This is a genomic window from Novosphingobium sp. CCH12-A3, from assembly GCF_001556015.1.
Classification (GTDB): domain Bacteria; phylum Pseudomonadota; class Alphaproteobacteria; order Sphingomonadales; family Sphingomonadaceae; genus Novosphingobium; species Novosphingobium subterraneum.
On sequence record NZ_LSIA01000111.1, the window covers coordinates 1 to 23,677 of the forward strand.

Below are 23,677 nucleotides of genomic sequence, written 5' to 3' on the forward strand. Positions count from 1 at the left end.
CGCGACCTCCGGCGTGACAGGCCGGCACTCTAACCAACTGAGCTACACCCGCGTAACGTCAAAAGAGTGCCGCGAAGGCACCGTACCAAGTGGTGGCGCGAGTGACGGGGCTCGAACCCGCGACCTCCGGCGTGACAGGCCGGCACTCTAACCAACTGAGCTACACCCGCGTACCTCTTGGAAGCCGCGCCTCTATGGCAGGCCGTGTGGGCTGTCAACGGGCTTGAAAGCGGGAATTTTTCCACAACGGAGCGCCGCGTTGCGCACAAAGAAAAAGGCGCCCGGAGGCGCCTTCTTCATCATCCCAATGGCGCGAGTGACGGGGCTCGAACCCGCGACCTCCGGCGTGACAGGCCGGCACTCTAACCAACTGAGCTACACCCGCTCGCCGTTGGGAGCGCCGCCTCTATGGCAGCTTTTGCAGGCTGTCAACGCTCAACCACGAGCATTTGGCCTCGATCGACATTTTCTTCTCGCTGCCTGTGCCTTCAGCAATTCTGGTACTTCCAATTGCGGCTCTTGCCTTCGCCAATCCATTCGACCGCCTGTGCAATGCGCTTGTCCCGCGTGGGTTCGGTCTTCGCCTCGACGATCCATTCGATGTACTCCCGGCGCTGACCGGGAGACATTGCCGCAAAGCACTCTGCATGCCCAGCGACTGCCAGAGCGGCGCTGAAGGGTTCGGGGAGTTCCGGCACTGGCTTGGGGGAAGCGCGCGGCAACTTTGCCTTTGGCGCAGAAAGCCGGGCGACGGCGGAGTTCAGTCGTTCGACAACAGTGGCCTCGTCCGGGAAATTCTCGAGCGATGCGATCCTGCGAAACGGACCCGTCCCGCCCGCTACCTCGTCGTTATGGAAGAAGATCGAGACATGGGCCTTGAAGGCCGCCATGCCTGCCAGGTTCTTTCCGCCCAACGTGAAGTGCGGCATGCCCCACTTGATGGCTTCGACGCATTCGGGCACCTCGCGATGCACCAGCGCCCGAAAATGCTCGAGAACCGGTCGAGCGAATGCTCCTGCATTCGCGATATGCTGATCGATGCGCGGATCGGTCGTCGGCATGGGCACCTCCGATCCGCACATTTATCACATCAGTCAGCCAGTAGCAGCACCGGCGTTTCGATGAGCTTCTTGATTGCCTGGACAAAGCTTGCGGCATCGTGGCCGTCGACCACGCGATGGTCGCAGCTGATCGAGATGTTCATCAGCTTGCGCTTCTCGATGCGCTCGCCACCCATGCCGTCGGGCACGAACATCGGCCGCTCGATTATCCGGTTGGGTCCGATGATGGCGACTTCGGGCCGGTTGATCACCGGGGTCGTCGCCACGCCGCCCAAGGGTCCAAGCGACGTGACGGTGAGGGTCGAGCCCGAAAGCTCGTCCGACTTGGCGCTGCCATTACGAGCCGCTTCGGCAAGACGGCCAATCTCGCGCGCAAGCTGCCACAGGTTGAGGGACTGCGCATTGCGGATCACCGGCACCATCAGGCCCGCTGGCGTCTGCGCCGCCATGCCGAGATGGACCGCTCCGTAACGGGTCACCACGCCAGCTTCGTCATCGTAGCGGGCATTGATCATCGGGAATTGCGGCAGGGTACGACAGATCGCGGTGATGAGCAGCGGCAGCATCGTCAGCTTGGGCTTGTCGCCGCGGCTGCTGTTGAGCTGTTCGCGCATCACTTCAAGTGCCGTAACGTCGCACTCTTCGACATAGGAGAAGTGCGGAATGTGGCGCTTTGATGCCGCCATGTTCTCGGCAATGCGGCGGCGCATACCAATGACCTTGATCACCTCGTCGCCACGCTCCGGACCGGCGGAGCGATAGCCCCCCGTTGCATTGTAGGCGAGGAACTGGTCGAGATCCGCATGGCGCACGCGCCCTTCCTCGGACGGGCGCACTTCGGACAGATCGATGCCAAGATCGCGCGCACGCTGGCGGACGGCCGGGCTCGCGAGGACCTTGGCATAGTAGCCGCGGCGAACTTGCTCGACCGCCTGCGCGGGAGCAGGCTTGGGCGCTGCCGGGGAAGGCGGAGGTGGCGGTGGTGAAGGTGGCGGCGGTGAAGCTGCCTCAACCCGCGACGCGTCGCCAGCGTCCGACGTCTCTACCTCGATGCGCTCTTCAACGATTTCCGCCTTGGGCGCGGGCGCAGGGGCTGGCGCCGCAGCGGGCGCCTGCGCCTCCCCTTCCCCTTCGGTCTCGATGACAACCAGTGCCGAACCAATCGCGACCACATCACCGACTTCGCCCGCGATCGAGACGACCTTGCCCGCCACGGGGCTTTCCATTTCGACCGTTGCCTTGTCGGTCATCATGTCGGCCAAGCGGCCATCTTCCTCGACCATGTCGCCCACGGCGACGTGCCAGGCCACGATCTCGGCCTCGGCGATACCTTCGCCGATGTCGGGCAGGCGGAATGTATAGGTTCCCATGGCTTCAGGCTTTCGTAAGGCGGTCGATGGCCTCGCCGATGCGGACAGGGCCTGGGAAGTAGGCCCATTCGAGGCTGTGTGGATAGGGGGTGTCAAAGCCCGTCACGCGCCCGATCGGGGCTTCGAGGTGATAGAAGCAGCGCTCCTGAACCAGAGCCGAGAGTTCTGCACCGAAGCCCGAAGTGCGCGTCGCTTCATGGACGATCAGGCATTTGCCGGTCTTTTCCACCGACTTTTCCACCGTCTCGATGTCGAGTGGAACCAGGGTGCGCAAGTCGATGATCTCGGCATCAACGCCCTTTTCCGCGCAAACCGCGGCGGCCACGTGGACCATGGTGCCGTAGGCCAGGACCGTGAAAGCGTTGCCCGGACGGACAATGCGCGCCTTGCCCAGGGGAATCGAATAGTAGCCTTCGGGCACCGCGCTGTCGGCATGCTTCGACCACGGCTCGACCGGCTTGTCATAGTAGCCGTTGAACGGGCCGTTATAGATGCGCTTCGGTTCAAAGAAGATCACCGGATCGTTATCCTCGATCGCCGAGATCAGCAGGCCTTTTGCATCGTGCGGGTTGCTCGGCACGACCGTCTTCAGGCCGGCGACATGCGTGAACAGCGCCTCGGGGCTCTGGCTGTGCGTCTGCCCGCCGAAGATGCCGCCGCCGAATGGCGAGCGTACGGTCATCGGCGCGATGAACTCGCCGGCCGAACGATACCGCAAGCGTGCCGCTTCCGACACCAACTGGTCGAGCCCCGGATAGATGTAGTCGGCGAACTGGATCTCGGGCACGGGGCGCAGGCCATAGGCGCCCATGCCGACAGCCACGCCAATGATCCCGCACTCGCTGATCGGCGTGTCGAACACGCGGGTCTTGCCGTACTTCTTCTGCAGGCCTGCGGTGGCGCGGAACACGCCACCAAAATAGCCGACATCCTCTCCCATCACGACAACGTTGGGATCGCGCTCCATCATGATGTCGAGCGCATCGTTGATTGCCTCGATCATGTTGAGACGGCGGGTCGGAGCCTCGGCGAGGCTGACCGGCGATTCTTCGTGGGTCATGGCTGCTTCCCCTCCTCGGACCACTCTGGCCATTTGACCCGACGCTCGTGAATTGCCTGCTCGCTCTGCTCCCGAAGGTGCCAGGGCAAGTCTTCGAACACGTCTTCGAACATGGTATGGAACGGGTGATGCAGGCCGTGGCCGAGGATGCCGTTCTTTTCAGCTTCCTTGGTCGCGGCCTTGACCATGTCCATCAGTTCGCGATCCATCGCGGCGTGCTGCTCTTCGGACCACTCACCAAGCGCGATCAGATGCTGCTTGAGCCGGTTGATCGGATCCCCAAGCGGCCACTCCTCACGCTCGTGCGCCGAACGATACTGGCCAGGATCGTCCGAGGTCGAATGTCCCTCGGCGCGATAGGTGAAGTGCTCGATCAGCGTGGGTCCAGCGTTCGATCGAGCGCGGTCTGCTGCCCACTTGGTGGCCGCATAGACTGCCAGGGGGTCGTTGCCGTCCACCCGCAGCCCAGCCATGCCATAACCGATGGCGCGAGCCGCAAAGGTGGTACGCTCGGCGCCGGCAAATCCCGAAAAGCTCGAGATCGCCCACTGGTTGTTGACGACATTGAAGATGACCGGCGCATTGTAGACGGTTGCGAAGGTCATCGCTGAATGGAAGTCCCCCTCTGCCGTCGATCCCTCGCCGATCCAGGTGGCCGCAATCCGGGTGTCACCCTTGATCGCGCTGGCCATCGCCCAACCTACCGCTTGCGGATACTGCGTCGCGAGGTTGCCGCTAATTGTGAAGAACGAAGCCTCACGCGCCGAATACATGATCGGCAGCTGCCGCCCCTTCAGCTTGTCCGCCCGGTTCGAGTAGATCTGATTGATCATCTCGACGATCGGGTAGCCCCGCGAAATCAGGATGCCCTGCTGGCGGTAGCTCGGAAAGACCATGTCGTCAGATGCCAAGGCCATTGCCGGGGCCACGGAGGTTGCCTCTTCCCCCGTACACTTCATGTAGAAGCTGGTCTTGCCCTGCCGTTGCCCGCGATACATGCGGTCGTCGAAGGCCCGGGTGAGCGCCATGGTGCGAAGCATCCGCCGCAAGGTTTCCGCATCGAGCTTCGGATCCCATGGGCCGACTGCGCGATGATCGTCGCCCAGCACACGAACCAGGTCGAAACACAGCCCCTGCGTTTCCGCTGCCGTGCACTGCTCGTCAGGACGCGGCTGCGCACCGGCGGGCGGGATTTCGAGGTGCGAATAATCGACCTCGTCGCCCGGCCGGAACTTCGGTTCCGGCACATGCAGCGCCAACGGCGCCATGTTGCCGCGCACGCTTCCGCTCATGCTGCGAACACCCGCATCTGAACTCTCCCACATCGAATCGCGCTTTCCATATGGAAAAGCATGACAGGCGCAAAGTTATATACTCTTGTTATTTAATTTCACAGAGCTTTTCTCGCTTCCGCCGTCCGGCGGATCGAAAAACGTCTTTTCTAGCAAGGCTAATATATTGTCCGAGGATCACAAAGCGCCGAAGCGCCTCTTGTTCCATCAGGAGCCCGGTGTTCCGGTCAGCTGCCGTCAGTGATCAGAGTTCCGCCATCGATCACGAGATTGTGGCCGGTGACAAACGCGCCGGCCGGCGCAGCGAGGAACACCGCGGCGCCCGCCACTTCATCCGGCGTTCCAGGACGACGCAATGGCGTCATCGCCATGCGACGCGCCATGAAAGCGGCATCATCAAGCAACGGCTGCGAAAGTTCCGTGGCGATGAATCCGGGAGAGATGGCATTGACCCGCACTCCGCTAGGTCCCCACTCCACAGCGAGATTGCGTGCCAGTTGCGCTACGCCCGCCTTCGCAAGAGCGTAGGCATTGATCCGCAGGTTGCCTCGCAGAGCCGAGAGACTGGCCATCAGCAAGGCCGCACCGCCGCCGCTCGCCGCGATATGCGGAAGGGCAAGATTGCACAGCACGACCTGGCTCCGCAGATTGATTGCCATGACCCGAGCATAATCGTCCATGTCGATCTGCGAGAACGAACCCGGCTTACCGGTGATTCCGGCATTGCAAACCAGATGGTCGATCCGCCCGAAAACCTCGAGGCTTTCCGCCACAAGGTGGGCCAGCGCTGCGTCATCGCTCACGTCGCAGGGGCAACCCGGCATGCCCAGCTCCGCGGCCACGCGCGCAGTATCGGCTGGGTCCTCGCTTGAGATCATCACTCTTGCGCCGGCTGCAATAAGCGCCTCTGCAATCGCGCGACCAATCCCACGCGTGGAGCCGGTAACGATGGCCGCTTTGCCAGAAAGATCGAACAGGCCACTCATGCGCGAGCGACAGGCCTGCCTTGGTCAGCCAGCGCGGATAACCTCACGTCCATGTCAGTAGCACCCTCTCCCATACCCTGCACCGTAAGGGCGGCATAAGAGATGGACCGTCGCAAGACAAAGGCAATTCATGGATGCGCCCAATCCATGCCGTGCATGGTTATTCGGCGGCGTCCAACAGACGTGCCGTTTCGGCCGGGTGATATCGCAACTCGTCAGGCCCGGCATATCGCACGTCCCAGTTGGGTTCGCCCTTCATGAAGTCCGGCAGGTTGGTCATGTATATCGCTGTTCCGAAAGCGCCGTCCCAGATGCGCGGCTTCCAGCTGTCATCAACGCAATCACAATCCGCACCGTATTCTGCCTCGCCACCCGCCGGACAAGGCACGTACAGGAACGCAGCCGACGTCAGCCGGTGACGCCCGAAACCCCAGTTCCAGTCACCGTACGTGTAGCCGCGCCTGTCGAGATAGTTCTTGGCCACCATCAACTCGTCGATATCCTCGACTTCCCAATTGGCGTGGTGAAACTTCAGGGTACCGTTGAAGCCCGGCATCGGCGCGTGCGCATCGGCCAGGAACACGTTGTGATGTTCGTAGCAGCCATCCGCCCGCATGTAGACGCCAAAGCCCTTCTGCATGTCGGTGATGCGGAAGCCGAGGATGTCCTGATAGAAAGCCACCGCCTCCTGCACGTCCGGAAACGTCCAGACGCAGTGGTGCGTGCGCTTTGGCACCGCCCGATCAATCCATTTGCGCGGCTGGTTGAGGCGGGCAATCCGGCCCACCGTATTCTGCGGGGTTGGCGCGCCAAAGACAGCACGCGGCTGCCACACTTGCAGCCCAATCGCCTGCCCGAACGGCGTGACGAAATGGACCGCGCCCTCAGCATCAGTGGCCAGGTCAACGACGCGATCGAGGCGAGCCTTGAGGCGTTCCAGCCCTTCCGCGTTGTCCACCGCCCAAACGCATTCATGGACGCCCTTCGTCGTCTGCGCCGAACCCTTGGGCAGATCGGGATGACCGCGCTTCAAGAACAATGACTGAGAACCGTCGGCCGCTTCGAAAAGCGCCGAGCCATCGTTCTGCTCGATCAGCGTCAGCCCAAAATCGCGGAAGAAGCGAACGCAAGGTTCAACCTCCTCTACCATCCATGTCAACCGCCTGATGCCAATGATCGCCACGCCAATTCTCCTGCCTTGCTTGCAAGGGAATGGCGGCGTTCTCATCCAATCGTCTTGCGCCAGATCAAATCCGGATCATGAATTGTTTGAAGGACAGTGCATCAATTTCATGGATGCCGAACAGTAAGTCCACGCCCTTTGCCGGTTCAGACCGCAACGTCGGCCTTGATCACGCCCTGCGGCGCATAACCGGTCACTTGAAAATCCTCGATCCTGTAATCGAAGATTGAGTCCGGCCGGCGCAGGATCGAAAGCCGAGGATCTCCTGAAGGCTTTCTGGCGAGCTGGGTTTCAACCAGTTCGGCGTGGTTGAGATAGAGATGCGTGTCGCCCCCCATCCAAACCAGTTCTCCTGGTTCGAGATCACACTGCTGCGCCAGCAAGCGGATGAACAGGGCCGCACCCCACAGATTGAATGGCAGGCCCAGCGCCACGTCGCAGCTGCGCTGGTAGAGCAGACCATTCAGCCGGTTCCCGCTGACGTGGAACTGGTAGGTCTTGTGGCAGGGAGGCAGCGCCATCGCGTCAAGCTCGGCCACGTTCCAGCCCTCGACGATATGGCGACGGCTGCCGGGATTGGTCCTCAGCGAGCGGACCACCTCGGCAACCTGGTTCACCCCCTGCTCCCGCTGGCGAAACAGGTCATCGCCTGCCGGTTCATAGACCGGCCAGTCTACCCACTGCTTGCCATAGACCGGACCGAGATCGCCCCATTCACGGGCGAACGCCTCATCTTCTACAACGCGTGCCGAAAAATCGGCCCGGGAAATGTCATCGCCGGAAGCCTTGCGGTATTTGTCCAGCGGCCAGTCCGTCCAAATCTCGACACCCTGCGCGCACAGCTTGCGGATATTTGTATCGCCAGTCAGGAACCACAGAAACTCGCGGGTCGCTGTTTTCCAGTACACCCGCTTGGTCGTAAGCAAAGGCATGCGCCCGTCGGAAAGGTCGAAGCGCAATTGCGCGCCAAAAACCGATCGTGTGCCAACGCCGGTACGATCCACCCGCTCGTCTCCGCGCTCCCAGATCTCGCGCATGAGATCGAGATACTGCTGTTCGTAATGGCGGGCGGAATCGGCGCGTTCAGGCATGGCTTCGCTTCTAGCTGCGCGGGCGGGCTCGAGCAAAATCGCCGCCGAAATTTCCCGGCGAAAAAACTTGGCGTTACCCGCTTGCCAGCGTCGGAACTGCTTCGTATAGGGCGCCCCTGCCTCGCAGCCGGGTCACCGGTTGGCGGATCGGTCGGGGAATAGCTCAGCCTGGTAGAGCACTGTCTTCGGGAGGCAGGGGCCGGAGGTTCGAATCCTCTTTCCCCGACCATTTCACCTTCGAAGGTGATCGAAAGGGCGGCCTTCGGGTCGCCCTTTTCGTTTGGCCAGGCTGCTCGGTTCATCGCGCACCTGCCACAACTCCTTCATTTGGCCCGCAAATCCGTCTCGCAAAGTCGCAAACCGGGTTTCGCTGCGGAACGACAAAGACGACCTTGTCCGGGTTACCCAATCAACTGGACAGGAACTCCATTCGTGACCATCCGCAAACTCACTGTTGCCCTTCTCGTCGCCACATTACCCATCGCCACCGCAGCAAACGCACAAGACGCAGCTGCTGGCACCGAAGCCACGGCCACGGCTGAAGCCACCACGGCCGCGCCGGCGGCGGCCACACCGGCCGTCGGCGCTGTTGTCTATGATGCTGCCGGCGCCGAAGTCGGCAAGATCAAGAGCGTCAACGCGCCCAACTTCGTGATCGACACCGGCAAGAACACCGCCACCTTGGCGCTGACCGCACTCGGCACTGGTCCCAAGGGCCCGGTCCTCGGCATGACCAAGGTCGAACTGGATGCGGCTGCCGAAAAGGCTGCTGCAGCGGCAAAGGCTGATACGGCTGCTGCGATCGTTGTCGATGCGCCGGTCTATGCCTCGGATGGCACCACCCAGCTAGGCAAGGTCGCCGAAGTGACCGATACCGAATTCGTGCTCGATGCGGGTACGGTTCGCGTGAAGCTGCCGAAGACTTCGGTCGCCAAGGGCGCCTCCGGTCTGATGATCGGCATGACCGCGCAAGGTTTCGCAGACGCTACAAAGAGCGCCGACCAGAGTGCGAATGCAGCGGCCGCAAAGCCCGCTGGCAAGTAAGCAATTCAGGTTGCGGGCGGCGCGTTTACCCCTTTTTCGCGCCGCCCCAACCGTTCCCTCGGATCAGCCTCTTAGCCGCCCCTGAGAAGTTGCACGCCCCAATCCCGCTCGAAAAGGTAGAGCAGCACGCGGGCCGCCTCCCCTCTTGGCGACGACAAACCGCCGTCGCGTTCCATCAGCAGTCGTGCATCATCATGCGCTAACGGCAGCAACCGCGCGATCTGTTCGAAGTCCGCCACCTTGAACGGCGTATCGCCCGATTGCCGGGTGCCAAGCAGCTCTCCGCCGCCCCGCAACCGCAAGTCTTCCTCGGCCAGGCGAAAGCCGTCCTGCGTCTCTCGCATCAGAGCAAGCCGCTCGCGCCCGGTTTCCGAGAGAGCCTCACCACGCAGCAGCAGGCAGGTCGATTGCTGGCTGCCCCGTCCGACACGCCCGCGCAACTGGTGCAACTGGGCCAAACCGAAGCGCTCTGCCTGCTCGATCACCATCAGCGTTGCGTTCGGAACGTCGACGCCGACCTCGATTACCGTCGTCGCAACCAGCAGTTGCGCGTCACCCCGGGCAAACTGCTCCATGGCCGTGTCTTTGGCCTCGGGCCGCAACTGGCCGTGAACCATGACCACGGTATCCCCGAACCGCTCCTTCAGCGCAGCATAGCGCGCTTCTGCGGCAGCAATGTCTTCCGTCTCCAGCTCGCGCACCATCGGGCAGACCCAGTAGGCCTGCGCACCCTTGGCAATGTGCCGCGCCACTCCCTCGACCACGTCGGCAAGGCGCTCTGTCGAAATCACGCGGGTGTCGATGGCCTGACGGCCGGGCGGCATTTCGTCGAGCCGCGAGACGTCCATCTCCCCATACTGCGCCAGGGTCAGCGTGCGCGGGATCGGTGTGGCCGTCATCGCCAGGCAATGCGGAGTCCGTCGCGCCTTCTGGGTCAGCATCAGGCGCTGCCCCACGCCAAAGCGGTGCTGCTCGTCGATAACCACAAGCGCAAGATTGCGGTAGGCGACGGCCTCCTGGAAGATCGCGTGCGTACCGACGCAAATGTCGATCGAGCCATCGAGCAGCCCCATCAGGATCGATTCGCGCGCCTTGCCCTTGTCGCGTCCGGTCAACAGCGCGATGTTCACGCCTGTCCCTGCAGCCATCCGCGTCAATGTCTCGGCGTGCTGGCGCGCAAGAATTTCGGTCGGCGCCAGCAGCGCGGCTTGCCCGCCAGCCTCCACCGCGATCAGCATGGCATTGAGCGCCACCGCCGTCTTGCCCGACCCGACATCGCCTTGCAGCAGACGCAGCATCGGCGCGCCTTGCGCCATGTCGCTTTCGATCTCGGCAATCGAGCGCTTCTGCGCGCCAGTCAGTTCGAACGGCAGCTTGAGCATTGCACGCAATCGCCCGTCCCCGTGCAGCGGCGTGCCCTTCTTCGCACGGTTGCTCTCCCGCACCAGCATCAGGGCGAGGCTGTTGGCCAGCAGTTCGTCATAGGCGAGCCGGTCCTTGGCCAGCTTGTCCTCGGCCTTGTGTGCAGCCGGCAGCGCTGCGTCCCACGACGGCCAGCCCATTCGCGCCATGAGGCCCGGCTCGATCCATTCCGGCAGCTTGGGCAGGTGCGCCAGCGACTGCGCCACCAGGGCCTGAACCCTCCCCTGCGTCAGCCCTTCAGAGAGGGGATAGACCGGCTCGTTCAGCTGGCCGAGCATGCCGGCGCTGTCCTCGCTAACATGATCGGGATGCACGATCTGCCAGGTCTGGCCGAACTGGTCGAGCCTGCCCGCCACCCAACGCTTCTCGCCCAGGGGGAGCTGCTTCTTCGCGGTATAGGCCGCTCGCCCGAAATAGGTAAGCGCGACATAGTTGCCAGCGGCATCCTCGGCCATGACCCTGAACGGACCGCGCCCGGCCGACTGGCGATAATCGCGCACCGTCAGCGGCAGCACGATCTGTTCCCCCAGCCCCGCCTCGTCTAGATTGGCCACCGCCCGCCGCAGCACCCAGCGATCGGGCAGGTGGTACGCGATGTCCTTGACGCGGGTCAGTCCGAGCTTCTCGAGCGGGCGCGCCAGACCGGGCCCCACGCCTTTGAGGCTGGAGCTTTCCGCGAACAGGGGGTTGAGCAGGTCAGGGCGCATTGCCCGCCCGACATAGGCTGCAAGGCCGCGTTTCGCCAATGCCGCTCGAAGCGAAATTCACGGCCATTTTTGACCCACCGCATGGTTGAGGTGCTGAGCCGGTGCTTGAGTTGCTTTCGAAGATAACGAAAGCAGGAGCAAAACGATGCTGATCCCTCATGGAGCCGTCATTGCCGTCGTCGATGGCAAGGCCTGGGAACTCTACCGCAACGCCGGGACAGAAGCCGCGCCCGAACTCGCGGCCATGGAAACGCCTGCGCTCGTCGAGCACAATCACTCCAGCGGCGGCAGCCACGCATCGCCGCATCAGCAGGACGAGACCGCCCACTGTGCCGCGGTGGCCGATTGGCTCAACCGGCAGGTGCAGGGCCACAAAATCGCCCAGCTCGCGCTGATCGCTCCGCCGCGCGCCTTGGGCGAACTGCGCCACCAGATCAGCAAGGGCACCCAGAACGCGATCATCAAGGAACTGGCCAAGGACATGGTCGGTCGCCAGCCCACCGAGATCATCGCCGCGCTGCGGGGCAAGTAACTCGCGCGGCCAAGCGATGGGGCATTCCGGCGCGGGGAAGGACGGCTTCGGCCGGAGGCGCCGGGCTGCCCTTTGGCATGGGGCCAGGACCCTTGTCTCGCTGGGCCGATGGGCCTAACGGCAGAGCATGACTGAGCCTGCTGCAATCGCCCCCGAGAGCCTTCGTCGCCTGCACTTCCGCGCCTGGCACCGCGGCACGCGCGAAGCGGACTACATGATCGGTTGTTATTTTGACCGCTACCACGCCAATTGGTCGGCCGAGCAGGTCGCCTGGTTCGAAGAGCTGATCGAGGAAGACGACGTCGAGATCATGGCATGGGCGCTCGGCACACAGCCTGTGCCCGAAAAGTATGCCGGTGCGATGATGGACGCCATGCGCAAGCTGGACTACGTCGAGATCCCGCGCTGATTTTGCCTCTCGCGCGTTAAGCCTGCCATGTCCGACCTCGCCCGCATCCTTTCGGCCAAGACGCCGCTAACGCTTTCGTCCGTCGCGCGCGGCGCGCAGCCGCTTGTTCTGGCCGATCTCGCCCGCGCCGCCAAAGGTCGCGCCGTCTTCATTGCGCCTGACGAGTCGGCAATGCGGGCCATCGTCGAGAGCGCCGCATTCTTCGCGCCGGACCTTGAAGTCATCGACTTTCCGGCGTGGGACTGCCTGCCGTTTGACCGTGCCTCCCCGGCGCTATCGGTCAGTTCCCGCCGCCTCGCCGCACTGCAGCGGCTTCAGCGCAAGCGCAGCGGACCGCAACTGCTCGTCACGACGATCAACGCCGCGCTCCAGCGCGTCCTGACGCCGTTCCGTATCCGCGAATCCACCCGCCTGCTTTCGCCGGGCACCGAGATCGGCCGCGAAAGCCTGATCGCACTCCTCCAGCGCCAAGGCTATTCGCGCACCGACACGGTCGTCGACGCTGGCGAGTACGCGGTGCGCGGATCGGTGTTCGACATCTATCCTTCTGGCCTCGACAACGGCCTTCGGCTGGACTTCTTCGGCGACGAGCTTGAAACCCTGCGCCTGTTCGATCCGAACACGCAGCGCTCGGTGCAGCCGGTCGAAACGCATCTCCTGCTGCCAGCCAGCGAAGCCCTACTCGATGATGACAGCATCAAGCGCTTTCGCAGCCGCTACCGCGAACTGTTCGGCGCGAACGCCACCGGCGATCCGCTCTATCAGGCCATCACCGATGGCCGTCGCCTTGCCGGCATGGAGCACTGGCTCCCGCTGTTCGAAGACCGGCTCGTCACGCTGTTCGATCATCTGGCCGAGGATGACCTTGTCCTGATCGACACGACTGCGATCAAGGCTGCCGAACAACGCATTGCCGACATTGCCGACTATCATCAGTCGCGCCTCGACTCCTCGTCCAAGGCTCCCGGCAGCTACCGCCCTCTGGCAGAAACCGCGCTTTATCTTTCGCGTGATGAGCTGGACCGGGCGCTTGCCGGTTGGCCCGTGCACCGCACCACGATCTTTGCCGAACCGGAATCGAAGCAGGTTGTCGATTTCGGCTTCAGCTCTTCCCACGATTTCACGCCGGAACGCGCTGCCGCCACTTCAGGTGGCACCAACATCTACGAAGCGGCCGCCAAGTACATTGCGGCGCTTGGCACGCGCGGCAAGAAGCCGATCATCGCGGCCTATACCGCCGGCTCCCGCTCGCGCCTCGCCTCACTACTGGCCGAAGCCGGCAAGTTCACGCCGCAGATGGCCGGTTCCTGGCAGGAAGCACTCGGCCTTGCCGCCACGGGCAAGCCTGCTGCCGTGGTCCTGCCGCTGGAGCAGGGCTTTGCCAGCGACGATCTGGAACTGCTGACCGAGCAGGACATCCTTGGCGACCGTCTTGTCCGCCGCAAGAAGAAGCGCAAGGACGCCGACGCCTTCCTGGCTGAATTGTCCGCGCTTACGCCGGGCGATCTCGTCGTCCACATGGACCACGGCATCGGTCGTTACCTCGGCCTGGAAGCCATTGGCGTCGGCGACAGCCCGCACGATTGCGTTCAGCTGGAATATTCCGGTGGCGACAAGCTCTACATCCCGGTCGAAAACCTCGACGTCCTTTCACGCTATGGCTCTGATGCCGATGGCGTTGCATTGGACAAGCTGGGCGGCGAGGCTTGGCAGCGCCGCAAGGCGCGGATGCGCGAACGCATCCTGGAGATGGCCGGCCACCTCATGGCCACGGCGGCCCAGCGCGCCCTGCGACAGGGCACTGTGCTACCCGTCGATCCCGCGAGCTATGGCCCCTTTGTCGACCGCTTCCCATGGGACGAAACCGAGGATCAGGAACGCGCGATCGACGACGTCCTCGGCGACATGGCCGAGGGCAAGCCGATGGACCGCCTGGTCTGTGGCGACGTCGGCTTCGGCAAGACCGAAGTTGCCTTGCGCGCGGCGTTCGTCGCAGCCATGCAGGGTGTCCAGGTGGCCGTCATCGCGCCGACGACCCTGCTGGCGCGCCAGCACTATTCGAATTTCGTCGAACGCTTCAACGGCTTCCCGCTGGAAATCGGTCGCCTCTCGCGCCTCGTCCCCGCCAAGGAAGCTGCCGAAACCAAGGCCGGGCTGGCCAGCGGCAAGGTCGATATCGTCATCGGCACCCATGCGCTCCTCTCCAAGTCGGTCGAGTTCAAGCGCTTGGGCCTGGTCATCGTCGACGAGGAACAGCGCTTTGGCGTCACGCACAAGGAAAAGCTCAAGGAACTGAAGGCGGACGTTCACGTCCTCACCCTCACTGCCACGCCGATTCCTCGCACGCTGCAGATGGCCATGTCGGGCCTGCGTGAGCTTTCCACGATCCAGACCCCGCCGGTGGACCGCCTTGCCGTGCGCACCTATGTCATGCCGTGGGACGACATGGTCATGCGCGAAGCCTTGCTGCGCGAACACCAGCGCGGCGGGCAGAGCTTCATCGTCGTGCCGCGCATCGCCGACCTGCCCGAGCTCGAGGAATGGCTGCGCCTCAATGTGCCCGAAGTCCGCTTCGTGACAGCACACGGCCAGATGAGCCCGACCGAGGTGGAGGACCGGATGGGCGCGTTCTACGAGAAAAAGTACGAGGTTCTGCTTTCGACCACGATCGTCGAGAGCGGCATCGATATCCCCTCGGCCAACACCATTGTCATCCACCGCGCCGACCGCTTCGGGCTGGCCCAGCTCTACCAGCTGCGCGGACGCGTCGGTCGCGGCAAGATCCGCGCCTACGCCTATCTCACCGTGCCAGAGGACATGGCGCTGTCCGAAGTCGCCGAAAAGCGCCTCAAGGTTCTTGGCGATCTCGACAGCCTCGGCGCCGGCTTCCAGCTTGCCAGCCACGACCTTGACATTCGCGGCGCCGGCAACCTCCTCGGCGACGAGCAGTCGGGCCACATCAAGGAGGTGGGCTTCGAACTCTATCAGTCGATGCTCGAGGATGCGATCCTTGCGGCCAAGGCCGGCGACATCGGCCTCGCCCGCGAACGCGAGGCACTGAGCCCCCAGATCACGCTCGACGCGCCGATCATGATCCCGGAGGACTACGTCCCCGACCTTGCCGTGCGCATGGCCCTGTACCGCCGCATGAACGACGCCGAAGGACCGGACGCGGTCGAGGCCCTCGCCGCCGAGATGATCGACCGCTTCGGCCCCCTGCCCGCGCCCACGCAGAACCTGCTGCGCCTGATCGAGGTCAAGCGCCAGGCCATCGCCGCCAATATCGCGAAGATCGACGTCGGCCCCAAGGGAGCGCTGGTCAGCTTCCACAAGGACACCTTCCCGGACCCCGTCGGCCTCATCGGCTATGTCGAGAGGCTCAACGGCGTTGCCAAGCTTCGTCCCGACAACAAGCTGGTCATCACCCGGGCTTGGGGCACGGCCGAAGGACGCCTGAACGGCCTGGTACAGATGACGAAGGGTCTGGCTGCAATCGTGAAGCGTGCGAAGAAGGCCGCCTAAAGCAAAGCGGAGACCTCTGCCGCGCTGATCGGTCCTGATCGCAGGAAACCCTGGAACGTGTCGCAGCCCTCTTGCTGCAGCACTGAAAGCTGGCTCTCGCGCTCGACGCCTTCGCATACGATCTTGAGCCCGAGCGCACGCGCCATCGCAACGATCGCCGTCAGGATCGCCCTGTCGCGGGGATCGCTGTCGACGTCTCGGACCATGGATGCGTCGAGCTTGATCGTATCGAGCGGCAGCGACTTCAGCGTGCGGAAGTTCGCATAGCCCGTCCCGAAATCGTCGAGCGCCACGCGCACGCCTACTGAAGCGAGCTCCGCCAGCGCCGCTGCTGATTGGGCAAAGTCCGCCACCAGCGCATGTTCGGTCACTTCCAGCGTAAGCCTCGTCGGCACGAACCCGGTTCCGACCAACAGCTCGCGAAAGTCTGCAGCGAATGCTTCGCTTGCCAGATCCTCGGCTGTCACGTTGAGGGACAACGCGAGCTTGCCCCACCCCGCCGCCGCTGCCAGTGCCTTGCCCGCGATATGCCGTGACAGCTGCGCCACATGATCGCCACGCTCGGCAATGGCGAAAAGCGTCTCCGCGCCGATCCGGCCAAGTTGGGGATGGTCCCAGCGCGCGAGAGCTTCCACGCCGATCAGCACGCCGTCGGCCACGCGATACTGTGGCTGGAACACGAGTCCGATCTCGTCCCGCGCCATGGCCCCGATCAGATCGGCTTCGAGCCGCGCCGCACTCCGACCTCGCGCCCGGTGCGAGCCATCGGCCCAGAGTATGCGGCGTCCGGCTTGCTGCTGTACCGCGCCGAGCGCTTGATCCAAGCGGTCGATCATTGCCGCCCCGGCCTCGCCCGGAATTCCGCGCAACAGCGCCGTTCGTGGAACCAGGTGCAGCATCTCGCCCCGCACCGGCAGACCGCGAGAGATGCGGCGCGTCAGTGCTTCTGCCAGCCACTGCCAGCGCTCACGACTGATAGTGCCGTCGCTGGCGATCAGGAACTCGCCACCGCCCACGCGCGCCACCAAGGAACCAGGGTCCAGTTCGTCGACCGCAAAATCGGCGATACGTCGCCCTATTTCAGCCAGCGCAGTATCTCCGCCCGCATGGCCGTAAGCCAGGTTGACCGAACTCAGACGATGCAGACCGACAAGCATGGCATGGACAAAGTCCGGCTCATGCCGCGCCAGCCACGATCTTGCCGCAGCCAGCCCCGGCAAACCAGTGAGGGCATCCCGGCCAGCATCGGCATCCGGCAAGGTCAGGCGGTGAGGCATGATGCGTCGAATAGCAGCGGAACCTTGCCAAAGCGTTCCCCGTTCGCGGCGAGCTCCCGCTCCAGTACTTTTGTGCATTGCGCGGCTTCGGTTAGCCCCATATCCCCGCTACGGTACGATGCAGTCGCGTCAGATGGGGGTTTTGATACTGATGCCGGACTTCACCCGCCTAGCGCTTGTGGCTTCGCCCAGCGAGCGCGCCCAGGACGCTTACGAGAGCCTTCTGAAGAGCAGGAACTGGGTTTCTCTCGATCAGGCAGAGGCGGCCGTGGTCATCGGCGGCGACGGCTTCATGCTGCAGACACTGCACCACATGCTCGATATTGATCACGTCGTACCGGCCTTCGGGCTCAATCTCGGCACGGTTGGCTTCCTGATGAACAAGTACCGGTCGAGCCGTGGCATCGAGGAGCGACTGGCCAAGGCCACCCAAATCTCGGTCTCGCCCCTGCGGATGACCGCGATAACCAACTCGGACGAAGAACACTCAGTCTGCGCGATCAACGAAGTCTCGATCCTGCGCGAAACCCGCCAGACCGCCAAGCTCGAGGTCAGCGTCAACGGCAAGGTGCGCATGCCCGAACTGGCCTGCGACGGCGTCCTCGTCGCCACCCCTGCCGGCTCCACCGCCTACAACCTCTCGGCCAACGGCCCGATCCTGCCGCTGTCCTCGAACATGCTGGCGCTGACGCCGATCAGTCCCTTCCGTCCCCGCAGGTGGCGCGGCGCGATTCTGCCCGACACCTACGAGATCGTATTCAAGGCGCTCGAATCGGTGAAGCGGCCGGTTCTCGTCGTGGCCGATCAGAAGGAAGTGCGCGATGTCCGCGAAGTGCGTGTGAAGGCCTGGCCCGAACACCGCCTTACCCTGATGTTCGACCGCGGCCAGAGCCTCGAAGACCGCATCTTCGCCGAGCAATTCATGGTCTGAGCAAAAATCTCGAAACAGGTGCTTGCCAAACGAGAATCGCCTGTTATTAGCGCGCTCCTGCCCCGGGGAACTGGGGCTGCTCCCTGATAGCTCAGCGGTAGAGCTCTCGACTGTTAATCGAGCGGCCGTAGGTTCGAATCCTACTCAGGGAGCCATTTTTTTCCAGATTTGGCAATAAATTCAGCGCCTTAGGTGACTGAATCCAAATCTCTCCCCACACACTCCCCCACACTGCGAAGTGATTGCCAGTGGAATGCTATGCACTGTAGCGGCATTGCAGCGCTGTCGATGCGTGCCTTGCGTGCCATGGTTGCTCCGAAAAGTGGGGTTAGCGTTGCTTCGAAAGAGGGGCGTCGGTCCTACAGGCGAAAGCCTCAGACTTTTCACCCCCCCCTTGGTGCACAGTCCGCACAGATCGCCCGCGCGCGCGTAGTGCTCCGGCAAACGCCAGCCGGAAAAGCCTGTATTAATTCGATCCTATGAGTCCCCGCGTTTCAACCGACCCAGATTCAGGTTTTCCAGCGCCTTTGCACGCCCCTCGGGAGTGCGCGGGCCGGTAGAAGCGCCGCCATGAAACCAGCCCCGCCGCAACTTGCATGAACGCCGGGTTAGCGCCGATTGCTGCCACGATCACCCGCAGCGCCCGCGTAGGTTTGGCCCCTTGCTCGGCATCACGCACCACCGAATAGGAAAGCCCGAACCGCTCGGCAAAGGCCCGCTGGCTTAGCTTCAGGTCACGAAAGCGCAGCCGGAAAAGATGCCGCGCAAAGCCTGTCTTTCCAAAGTCAGGATTAAAGGCCACTCCTTGCCCTCCAGCCGTTTGCGAAATTCGCAAGGTCAACATTTGTCAGCCTCACATGGGGTTAGTTGCCCGCCGCTACCTTGCCGTAACCTTGCCCCTCACATGGGGTTCGCTCAGCTTTGATTTGCCCCGCGTTGGTTGCAGAGCGCGCCTTGCCCTCCAATGTCTTAGGGCCAGTGCTTAGGCCACCGTGCAACTTGCACCGGCCCGAGCGGTAAAGGTCACGTCGCTTGCATGGTGTGCCGGTTCGCGTTCGGGCACCGCAGATCAGGCGTTGAAACTCGGCTGGCATTCGCGAGAAGGGTTGGCAGATCGGTTCTACAAATCGCAGGGAAGGGTTGGCCAGCCATGCCAGCCGCGCGGCCTCCCGCAGAGCATCGCAGCGCTTCCTCCATTGATCGCTTGCTCGCCAGTAGCGCCGCCAAGCAATGCGCAGCCTGTCCATTTCATCGGACGCCATGATGCCACCTCGATTTGCTGGAAATGCGTAAGGGGGGCACTGACAAAGCCGACAAAAGCACCTTGCGTCAGTTTTGTCAGTGCCAGCTTGAAGCCCTTTATGACCGCAAGGCCTTGGGGTTGACGTGGAACGTCACGGATGGACGCCCCCCGGTTTCCACCTTCACCACCCGCAGCCGGTTTGCTTCCTGTAGCGCCCGTAGGCCCGCCCCCAGCCGCTCGGCATCGGTCAAGCCAGCCCACCCTTTTCGTTGCACGTCGCGCGCGGTGAACGGCTGGGGCAGTTCGCCCTTGGTTATCCGCCTCCAGATCGCGCGCGCCGCCTCGGCATTGTCCAGCGAGAGAGAGGCATACGCGCGCACCGCGTGGCTTTCCAAGTATTCGGCCCAGCCCAGCGCTTGCCGCGTGGCCTCCAGCGAAACCGGGCCATGGTCGTTGTTGGCGATATGGCAGATCAGGGCCACCCGGGGGATAAGCCCGCGATATTTGGACAGGTGCGCAGTCATGGCAGCGGCCATTTCTTCGCTTCGCAGCCTTTGCTCCAGCGCCCCGCGCCATTCGGCAAACACCTCTTGGGCATCCTCGGCAAAGCGAAGGAAGGGCACACCGTAAGGCCCCGTTGCTTCCTCCCATGTCGCCCCCAGCTCGCGCACGTCCAGATCAGCCAGGTCGGTAAAGCACTCTTGCGCCGCCTGCCTCGCTTCCGTGTCGGGATAGCGGTCAACCTCCCGGAAGGTGCCGCCAAAGTCCGGCCACGCCAGCAACTGCAAGCGCTGCACCATGCCGTCATCGAAGTTTTGCAGGCTCTCCCGCATATAGCCCGCAATCCGGTTCGGCTGGGTAGTGCCGCAAAGGGAGAGATTGACCGCCGGAATGCGTATCGTGCCGCGCATGATGCGGTCGAAGGTATAACCATCCTGTCCGCCCCAGCCGGTAAGGTAGAAGCCGCGCGCCGATGCCTTTTCGGGCCGGTCCAGATCGGCAAACAGGGAAAGCAATTCGTCGCGATGCACCATAATGCCATCGGGATTGTCGGCACAAATCTCCCCGAGCTTTTCCGCAGTGCCGTCGCTTGTCAGGTGCCTCTTGATCGCCGGGGGCGTCGGTTCGGTCACGCCTAGCAGCATGGACAGGGCACTATCGCGCGCACCGTTTCCGCCCTCGCCTTTGAGTGCCGCCCGCGCCGCTTTTTCCGCCCTTTCCTTTTCCAGCTTGTAGAGAGCTTCCCGCGCTTTGTGGTCGGCAAGCGCTATTTCGTTTGCTGCGGCTGCCTTTGCCTCCAGCCGCCGGATAGGCCCGAGCGCTTCCGCAGCCGCAGGACTTTTCAGGCTTCCCGGCGGGGCCACAACACAACCCCAGACGTTCGCAACCTCCAGCCAGTCTGTTCGCCGCTGGGGACGTATGCCCACCTTGCGCCCGATCAGCGCACCGGCTGAAACCATGGCCGGAATAGCGACCAGATCGGCGGGGCAGTTCATGCGCTCGGAAATGTCCATGACCCAGCCGCGCAACTGGCGGGGGAGCAAGGCAGGGTCGAAGGTTGGGACCGTGGGCAGGTCATCCCGCAAGGGGAGAGGTTCGGGCCAAGGGTCGAAGGTCTCGGATTGTTCCGCACGTTCGCGCGCGTCAGGATGCGTTGCCATTGTTGGCCCCCGTCAATTCGTCATTGAAGTCTTTGGCCCCTGAAACAGGCCGGATGATGCGCACGCTTAGGCCCCGGTCGGAAAAGGCATGCGCCGCTTTTTCCGCTGCCACCTGTCCGGCTGGGTCATTGTCCGCGCCGATCAGGACAGAGCGCACCCCCGGCGGGAATTGCATGGAAGGCAGGAACGTGGTGCCCGCAGCAACCCAGACAGGCCCGCCCAGCATCACCAGCAATGAAAGGCCATCCTCGGGGCCTTCGCACACCGTCAACGTATTGGCCCCGTCCAGATCGCCCAGACGTATCGCGCCGCCCTTCACCTTCCCGAGCGAGCGCTTGGGCGTTTCAATGGCGGCTTTCCCTTGTCCGTCATGGGCAAGGAAAATGCGCTGGATACCCGTAACCTCCCCGTCAACGTCACGCACCGCAAGCACAAGGCAGGGCAGTGGCCCCAGATTGTCGCAGGGAAGGGCCAGGAATCGCACGTCGGGCGGATAGGGGGGAAGGATGCCTCGGAACCGCAGATACGCCTCCCCGAGTGTCCGAGCCGCCGGAATGGACCGATGCCAGATCGCCCGCGCCGCTTTGCCGTAGTCAGTCCGCGCTTCGGGTTCGGGATTTGGACAGATATTTGCCGATGCAACCTTGGGCACGTCACCCCCGGCCAGCATTCGCGCCGCCTCGGGCAGGCTCACGCGGTAGGCCCGCTGCACAAAGTCCAGCACGTCACCCGATGCCCCGCAGCCGAAACAGTGGAACCGCAGCCCACCGTCAAAAATGGTGAAGCTGGGGGACCGATCGGCATGGAACGGACAGCAGCCAATCCATTCCTGCCCCGCCTTGCGAAGCCTCACAAGACTGCCCGCGATGATCGGCAAGGGATTGTCACGCCGGATCAGGTCTAGGTCCAGCCGCGCCGTCACAGTTCCACCACCAAGGCATTGACGCCCAGCGAAGCGATGAACCGATGCCGCGCCAGCCGATAGCCTTTGACCAGCTTGCGGGCCTGCCTGCCTTGCGGAAGGTCGGGGGACCACTCGACTTGCAGTTGCAGCCCGTCCAGCGAGAACGTGACGGCATAGCCGTTGCGAAGCGGATAGGTGCGCCGGTAAGCGAAGGGAGACAGCGTCATGCTTCCCCCCCTTGCGGGCCATGCTCGGGGATCACCCAGACGATTGCTTGCCGCCCGCTGGGGTTGGTGCGCGTCCGGCCCGAGTCCACAACCGACTTGGCCGAAACCAGTTCGGAAATGCGCGGCTGGATGCCCCAGCGATTGCGGCCCGATGCCTCGACAACCTCCAGCGCCGTCATGCCGTGCGCACCGGCCTCATGGATCAGGCGATAGGAAAGGGCGCGCAAGGTATCGGCCATGCTGCCCATTGACGCGATTGCCGCGCCACTTGTGCGAGAGGTGCGCCTACCCATTGTGCTGCCCCCCGAATACCAGTGCGGCCAGCATTGCGGCCAGTTCCGGCCGGACAGCATGGGCGAGGATCAGCGTTTGCACCCGCAGGGCGTCAACGGTAGGATGGGGATGCGACCAGCCGCCAAGCAAATCGCGTGAAAGCCCTGCCTTACCCGCAGGGCTTTTGCATGTCGGGGGCATAAATCACGCCTCCCCGGCTGGCGCGTTGGCGCGGTAGAGGTCCGCCGCGTTGGCGCGGTGCATTTCCTCCCGCAAATCCGGTTCAAGTGCCGCCCGCGAAGCCTTCACCACCTCGGCAAGGGATGCGAGGATAGGCAGCAAGCGAACGCAAATGTAACCCGGCGAAGTGCCCTCCAGTTCGCCCGCGCCGGGAAGCGTTTGCTCCAGCCGGTCAAGCGAGGTGCGCAGATCGGCAAAGGGTGTGGCGCGCGCGCTCATGCCGCCTCCCCCTCGATCAGCGCCCGCAGACTTGCGGCAGGTATCAGGGTTCTACGCCCGAGCTTGCGCGTCTCCAGCTTGCCCGCGCGGATCAGGTTGTAGAGGTGGCTTTTGCAGATCGATGCCGCGCGGCAAGCGTCGGCCACCGAATAGGCGATGGGGTCGGGATTGGTGTGCATTGGGTCGGCTCCGTGCATGAAAGAACGGGGCCGATTGTCGGGGGGTATGCCGGTCAAGTCAGCCGGAAGGGGCCGGTTTCAGCCGGTTTAGCCGCTAAGGCTTTTCCGGCTGGCGCAATCGCCGAAGAACGGCGTTGATCGTTTCTTGGCATTGTGTGCGGTTCGGCTGCAATTTACCCCGTTCAGAGAGCCGGGCCGCCACCTCGTTGAATACCGCTGTCTGACCTTGGTGGCCGATGCCATCAGGGACTAGCCCTTCCTTGGCATAGGACACCAACTCAGCGACAAAATCGGGCCACCACTCAGCAAGAGTGCGCCCTCTTGGGGTGACCTCCGCTTCGCCTTGCTTAGGCGCTCGCTCGACCGCCTCTACCCGTGGGTGCGACCATTCGGAAGTCGGGGCCGCAACTTGCGGCAATCCGTCAGGCTCAAAACGAACGTTATATGCTGAGCCAAACCGCCGAGAGTAAGCAAAGTCATTGTAGTGGAAGGTAAACTCGTCGGTCACCGGATCGAAGCGGCGCACCTCGCCTTGCGCAGACTGGAAATGGGTCCAAAACTCATTTGGAACTTGGGCGATGCTATCAGACTGATAAAAATCATAGGTCGCAATAATCTGCCCAACTTGGGGCGGGGTTGTATCTCGCGATGAATCAATAGTGCAGCGGGTTGCCCAAGCCTTGAGCACACCATCCGAGAGGCGACGGGCCAACGTATCGACAGCCCGCTCTTGGCAAGCCTTGAACTCGCCGCCGCCTGAATGCCGGTCGTATGCTTTGGCGAGCAATTCGGTCGCGTCCGTCAATGTGGTGTAAAATCGGGTGTGGCCATTGGGCTGCATTTT

General features: G+C 63.2%; 24 protein-coding genes and 4 tRNA genes. 8 read left to right on the forward strand and 20 right to left on the reverse strand.

Annotation, left to right across the window (positions count from 1 at the left end):
• Positions 1–93 precede the first annotated feature (93 nt).
• From AX703_RS08035 to thyA, 9 genes are all read right to left on the reverse strand, one after another.
• A tRNA-Asp gene (locus tag AX703_RS08035) sits at positions 94–170 on the reverse strand.
• 138 nt (positions 171–308) lie between these two features.
• Positions 309–385, reverse strand: a tRNA-Asp gene (locus AX703_RS08040).
• Between the two features lie 103 nt (positions 386–488).
• Complete coding sequence (locus AX703_RS08045; protein ID WP_062343561.1) at positions 489–1,061, reverse strand: YdeI family protein; 573 nt, start codon at positions 1,059–1,061, stop codon at positions 489–491.
• Positions 1,062–1,090: 29 nt separating this feature from the next.
• Complete coding sequence (locus AX703_RS08050; RefSeq protein ID WP_062343562.1) at positions 1,091–2,431, reverse strand: dihydrolipoamide acetyltransferase family protein; 1,341 nt, start codon at positions 2,429–2,431, stop codon at positions 1,091–1,093.
• 4 nt (positions 2,432–2,435) lie between these two features.
• Complete coding sequence (locus AX703_RS08055; RefSeq protein ID WP_062343563.1) at positions 2,436–3,491, reverse strand: alpha-ketoacid dehydrogenase subunit beta; 1,056 nt, start codon at positions 3,489–3,491, stop codon at positions 2,436–2,438.
• Positions 3,488–4,783, reverse strand: a complete 1,296-nt coding sequence (locus AX703_RS08060; protein ID WP_231735453.1) for a 3-methyl-2-oxobutanoate dehydrogenase (2-methylpropanoyl-transferring) subunit alpha — start codon at positions 4,781–4,783, stop codon at positions 3,488–3,490. Before AX703_RS08060 ends, AX703_RS08055 begins: the two co-directional genes overlap by 4 nt.
• 227 nt (positions 4,784–5,010) lie before the next feature.
• Positions 5,011–5,769: an SDR family NAD(P)-dependent oxidoreductase gene (locus tag AX703_RS08065; RefSeq protein WP_062343565.1), complete on the reverse strand. Its 759-nt coding sequence runs from the start codon at positions 5,767–5,769 to the stop codon at positions 5,011–5,013.
• Positions 5,770–5,929: 160 nt separating this feature from the next.
• Positions 5,930–6,952, reverse strand: coding sequence for a VOC family protein (locus AX703_RS08070; RefSeq protein WP_062343566.1), 1,023 nt, complete (start codon positions 6,950–6,952; stop codon positions 5,930–5,932).
• A gap of 146 nt (positions 6,953–7,098) precedes the next feature.
• Positions 7,099–8,043, reverse strand: a complete 945-nt coding sequence (thyA, locus tag AX703_RS08075; protein ID WP_062343567.1) for a thymidylate synthase — start codon at positions 8,041–8,043, stop codon at positions 7,099–7,101.
• Positions 8,044–8,195: 152 nt separating this feature from the next.
• On the opposite strand from thyA, the gene AX703_RS08080 reads away from it, so the two are divergent.
• Positions 8,196–8,272, forward strand: a tRNA-Pro gene (locus AX703_RS08080).
• A gap of 203 nt (positions 8,273–8,475) precedes the next feature.
• Positions 8,476–9,087 (forward strand): hypothetical protein, encoded by a 612-nt coding sequence (locus AX703_RS08085; RefSeq protein WP_052242064.1) that lies wholly within the window; start codon positions 8,476–8,478, stop codon positions 9,085–9,087.
• Positions 9,088–9,158: 71 nt separating this feature from the next.
• Here AX703_RS08085 and recG read toward each other — a convergent pair whose 3' ends face one another.
• Positions 9,159–11,216 (reverse strand): ATP-dependent DNA helicase RecG, encoded by a 2,058-nt coding sequence (recG, locus tag AX703_RS08090; RefSeq protein WP_062343579.1) that lies wholly within the window; start codon positions 11,214–11,216, stop codon positions 9,159–9,161.
• Positions 11,217–11,361: 145 nt separating this feature from the next.
• On the opposite strand from recG, the gene AX703_RS08095 reads away from it, so the two are divergent.
• The 3 genes from AX703_RS08095 (at position 11,362) to mfd (ending at position 15,679) form a co-directional block, all read left to right on the forward strand.
• A complete protein-coding gene (locus tag AX703_RS08095) occupies positions 11,362–11,748 on the forward strand; it encodes a host attachment protein (protein WP_062343568.1) in 387 nt (128 codons plus the stop codon).
• 127 nt (positions 11,749–11,875) lie between these two features.
• Positions 11,876–12,157, forward strand: a complete 282-nt coding sequence (locus AX703_RS08100; RefSeq protein ID WP_039332261.1) for a succinate dehydrogenase assembly factor 2 — start codon at positions 11,876–11,878, stop codon at positions 12,155–12,157.
• A gap of 27 nt (positions 12,158–12,184) precedes the next feature.
• Positions 12,185–15,679, forward strand: a complete 3,495-nt coding sequence (gene mfd / locus AX703_RS08105) for a transcription-repair coupling factor (RefSeq protein ID WP_062343569.1) — start codon at positions 12,185–12,187, stop codon at positions 15,677–15,679.
• Here the strand turns inward: mfd and AX703_RS08110 are convergent.
• The gene (locus AX703_RS08110; RefSeq protein ID WP_062343570.1) at positions 15,676–16,956 is read right to left on the reverse strand and encodes a bifunctional diguanylate cyclase/phosphodiesterase; all 1,281 of its coding nucleotides are present in this window, start codon (positions 16,954–16,956) and stop codon (positions 15,676–15,678) included. The two genes, mfd and AX703_RS08110, sit on opposite strands and share 4 nt — an antisense overlap.
• 133 nt (positions 16,957–17,089) lie before the next feature.
• On the opposite strand from AX703_RS08110, the gene AX703_RS08115 reads away from it, so the two are divergent.
• The gene (locus tag AX703_RS08115; protein WP_062343580.1) at positions 17,090–17,887 is read left to right on the forward strand and encodes an NAD kinase; all 798 of its coding nucleotides are present in this window, start codon (positions 17,090–17,092) and stop codon (positions 17,885–17,887) included.
• An 80-nt stretch (positions 17,888–17,967) separates the two neighbouring features.
• A tRNA-Asn gene (locus AX703_RS08120) sits at positions 17,968–18,042 on the forward strand.
• Between the two features lie 311 nt (positions 18,043–18,353).
• Here the strand turns inward: AX703_RS08120 and AX703_RS27300 are convergent.
• From AX703_RS27300 to AX703_RS08140, 6 genes are all read right to left on the reverse strand, one after another.
• Positions 18,354–18,689 (reverse strand): DNA-binding transcriptional regulator, encoded by a 336-nt coding sequence (locus tag AX703_RS27300; RefSeq protein ID WP_197423651.1) that lies wholly within the window; start codon positions 18,687–18,689, stop codon positions 18,354–18,356.
• Positions 18,690–18,750: 61 nt separating this feature from the next.
• Complete coding sequence (locus tag AX703_RS28845; protein ID WP_369821000.1) at positions 18,751–19,149, reverse strand: HGGxSTG domain-containing protein; 399 nt, start codon at positions 19,147–19,149, stop codon at positions 18,751–18,753.
• A 97-nt stretch (positions 19,150–19,246) separates the two neighbouring features.
• Positions 19,247–20,791, reverse strand: coding sequence for a YfjI family protein (locus tag AX703_RS08125; RefSeq protein WP_062343571.1), 1,545 nt, complete (start codon positions 20,789–20,791; stop codon positions 19,247–19,249).
• Positions 20,775–21,713, reverse strand: coding sequence for a CHC2 zinc finger domain-containing protein (locus AX703_RS08130; protein ID WP_062343572.1), 939 nt, complete (start codon positions 21,711–21,713; stop codon positions 20,775–20,777). The genes AX703_RS08125 and AX703_RS08130 overlap by 17 nt, the downstream gene beginning before the upstream one ends.
• The gene (locus AX703_RS28275) at positions 21,710–21,922 is read right to left on the reverse strand and encodes a hypothetical protein (protein ID WP_062343573.1); all 213 of its coding nucleotides are present in this window, start codon (positions 21,920–21,922) and stop codon (positions 21,710–21,712) included. Before AX703_RS28275 ends, AX703_RS08130 begins: the two co-directional genes overlap by 4 nt.
• On the reverse strand, positions 21,919–22,161 hold the full coding sequence (locus AX703_RS08140; protein ID WP_062343574.1) for a hypothetical protein: 243 nt from the start codon (positions 22,159–22,161) through the stop codon (positions 21,919–21,921). Before AX703_RS08140 ends, AX703_RS28275 begins: the two co-directional genes overlap by 4 nt.
• On the opposite strand from AX703_RS08140, the gene AX703_RS28280 reads away from it, so the two are divergent.
• A complete protein-coding gene (locus AX703_RS28280; RefSeq protein WP_062343575.1) occupies positions 22,160–22,354 on the forward strand; it encodes a hypothetical protein in 195 nt (64 codons plus the stop codon). The genes AX703_RS08140 and AX703_RS28280 overlap by 2 nt on opposite strands.
• Positions 22,355–22,399: 45 nt before the next feature.
• Here AX703_RS28280 and AX703_RS08150 read toward each other — a convergent pair whose 3' ends face one another.
• The 3 genes from AX703_RS08150 to AX703_RS27845 all read right to left on the reverse strand — a co-directional run.
• The gene (locus AX703_RS08150; protein ID WP_062343576.1) at positions 22,400–22,654 is read right to left on the reverse strand and encodes a hypothetical protein; all 255 of its coding nucleotides are present in this window, start codon (positions 22,652–22,654) and stop codon (positions 22,400–22,402) included.
• Complete coding sequence (locus tag AX703_RS08155) at positions 22,651–22,833, reverse strand: helix-turn-helix domain-containing protein (protein WP_062343577.1); 183 nt, start codon at positions 22,831–22,833, stop codon at positions 22,651–22,653. The genes AX703_RS08150 and AX703_RS08155 overlap by 4 nt, the downstream gene beginning before the upstream one ends.
• A 94-nt stretch (positions 22,834–22,927) precedes the next feature.
• Positions 22,928–23,677: hypothetical protein (locus AX703_RS27845; RefSeq protein WP_197423652.1), on the reverse strand; the 750-nt coding region annotated here is incomplete at its 5' end.

Excerpts from the sequence above, each read along its gene's own strand:
- AX703_RS08045 (WP_062343561.1), bottom strand. The coding sequence starts at position 1,061 with ATGCCGACGACCGATCCGCGCATCGATCAGCATATCGCGAATGCAGGA.
- AX703_RS08050 (WP_062343562.1), bottom strand. The coding sequence starts at position 2,431 with ATGGGAACCTATACATTCCGCCTGCCCGACATCGGCGAAGGTATCGCC.
- AX703_RS08055 (WP_062343563.1), bottom strand. The coding sequence starts at position 3,491 with ATGACCCACGAAGAATCGCCGGTCAGCCTCGCCGAGGCTCCGACCCGC.
- AX703_RS08060 (WP_231735453.1), bottom strand. The coding sequence starts at position 4,783 with ATGAGCGGAAGCGTGCGCGGCAACATGGCGCCGTTGGCGCTGCATGTG.
- AX703_RS08065 (WP_062343565.1), bottom strand. The coding sequence starts at position 5,769 with ATGAGTGGCCTGTTCGATCTTTCTGGCAAAGCGGCCATCGTTACCGGC.
- thyA (WP_062343567.1), bottom strand. The coding sequence starts at position 8,043 with ATGCCTGAACGCGCCGATTCCGCCCGCCATTACGAACAGCAGTATCTC.
- recG (WP_062343579.1), bottom strand. The coding sequence starts at position 11,216 with ATGCGCCCTGACCTGCTCAACCCCCTGTTCGCGGAAAGCTCCAGCCTC.
- AX703_RS08095 (WP_062343568.1), top strand. The coding sequence starts at position 11,362 with ATGCTGATCCCTCATGGAGCCGTCATTGCCGTCGTCGATGGCAAGGCC.
- AX703_RS08100 (WP_039332261.1), top strand. The coding sequence starts at position 11,876 with ATGACTGAGCCTGCTGCAATCGCCCCCGAGAGCCTTCGTCGCCTGCAC.
- mfd (WP_062343569.1), top strand. The coding sequence starts at position 12,185 with ATGTCCGACCTCGCCCGCATCCTTTCGGCCAAGACGCCGCTAACGCTT.
- AX703_RS08110 (WP_062343570.1), bottom strand. The coding sequence starts at position 16,956 with ATGCCTCACCGCCTGACCTTGCCGGATGCCGATGCTGGCCGGGATGCC.
- AX703_RS08115 (WP_062343580.1), top strand. The coding sequence starts at position 17,090 with ATGGGGGTTTTGATACTGATGCCGGACTTCACCCGCCTAGCGCTTGTG.
- AX703_RS28845 (WP_369821000.1), bottom strand. The coding sequence starts at position 19,149 with ATGGCGTCCGATGAAATGGACAGGCTGCGCATTGCTTGGCGGCGCTAC.
- AX703_RS08125 (WP_062343571.1), bottom strand. The coding sequence starts at position 20,791 with ATGGCAACGCATCCTGACGCGCGCGAACGTGCGGAACAATCCGAGACC.
- AX703_RS28275 (WP_062343573.1), bottom strand. The coding sequence starts at position 21,922 with ATGACGCTGTCTCCCTTCGCTTACCGGCGCACCTATCCGCTTCGCAAC.
- AX703_RS28280 (WP_062343575.1), top strand. The coding sequence starts at position 22,160 with ATGCTGCCCATTGACGCGATTGCCGCGCCACTTGTGCGAGAGGTGCGC.
- AX703_RS08140 (WP_062343574.1), bottom strand. The coding sequence starts at position 22,161 with ATGGCCGATACCTTGCGCGCCCTTTCCTATCGCCTGATCCATGAGGCC.
- AX703_RS08150 (WP_062343576.1), bottom strand. The coding sequence starts at position 22,654 with ATGAGCGCGCGCGCCACACCCTTTGCCGATCTGCGCACCTCGCTTGAC.
- AX703_RS08155 (WP_062343577.1), bottom strand. The coding sequence starts at position 22,833 with ATGCACACCAATCCCGACCCCATCGCCTATTCGGTGGCCGACGCTTGC.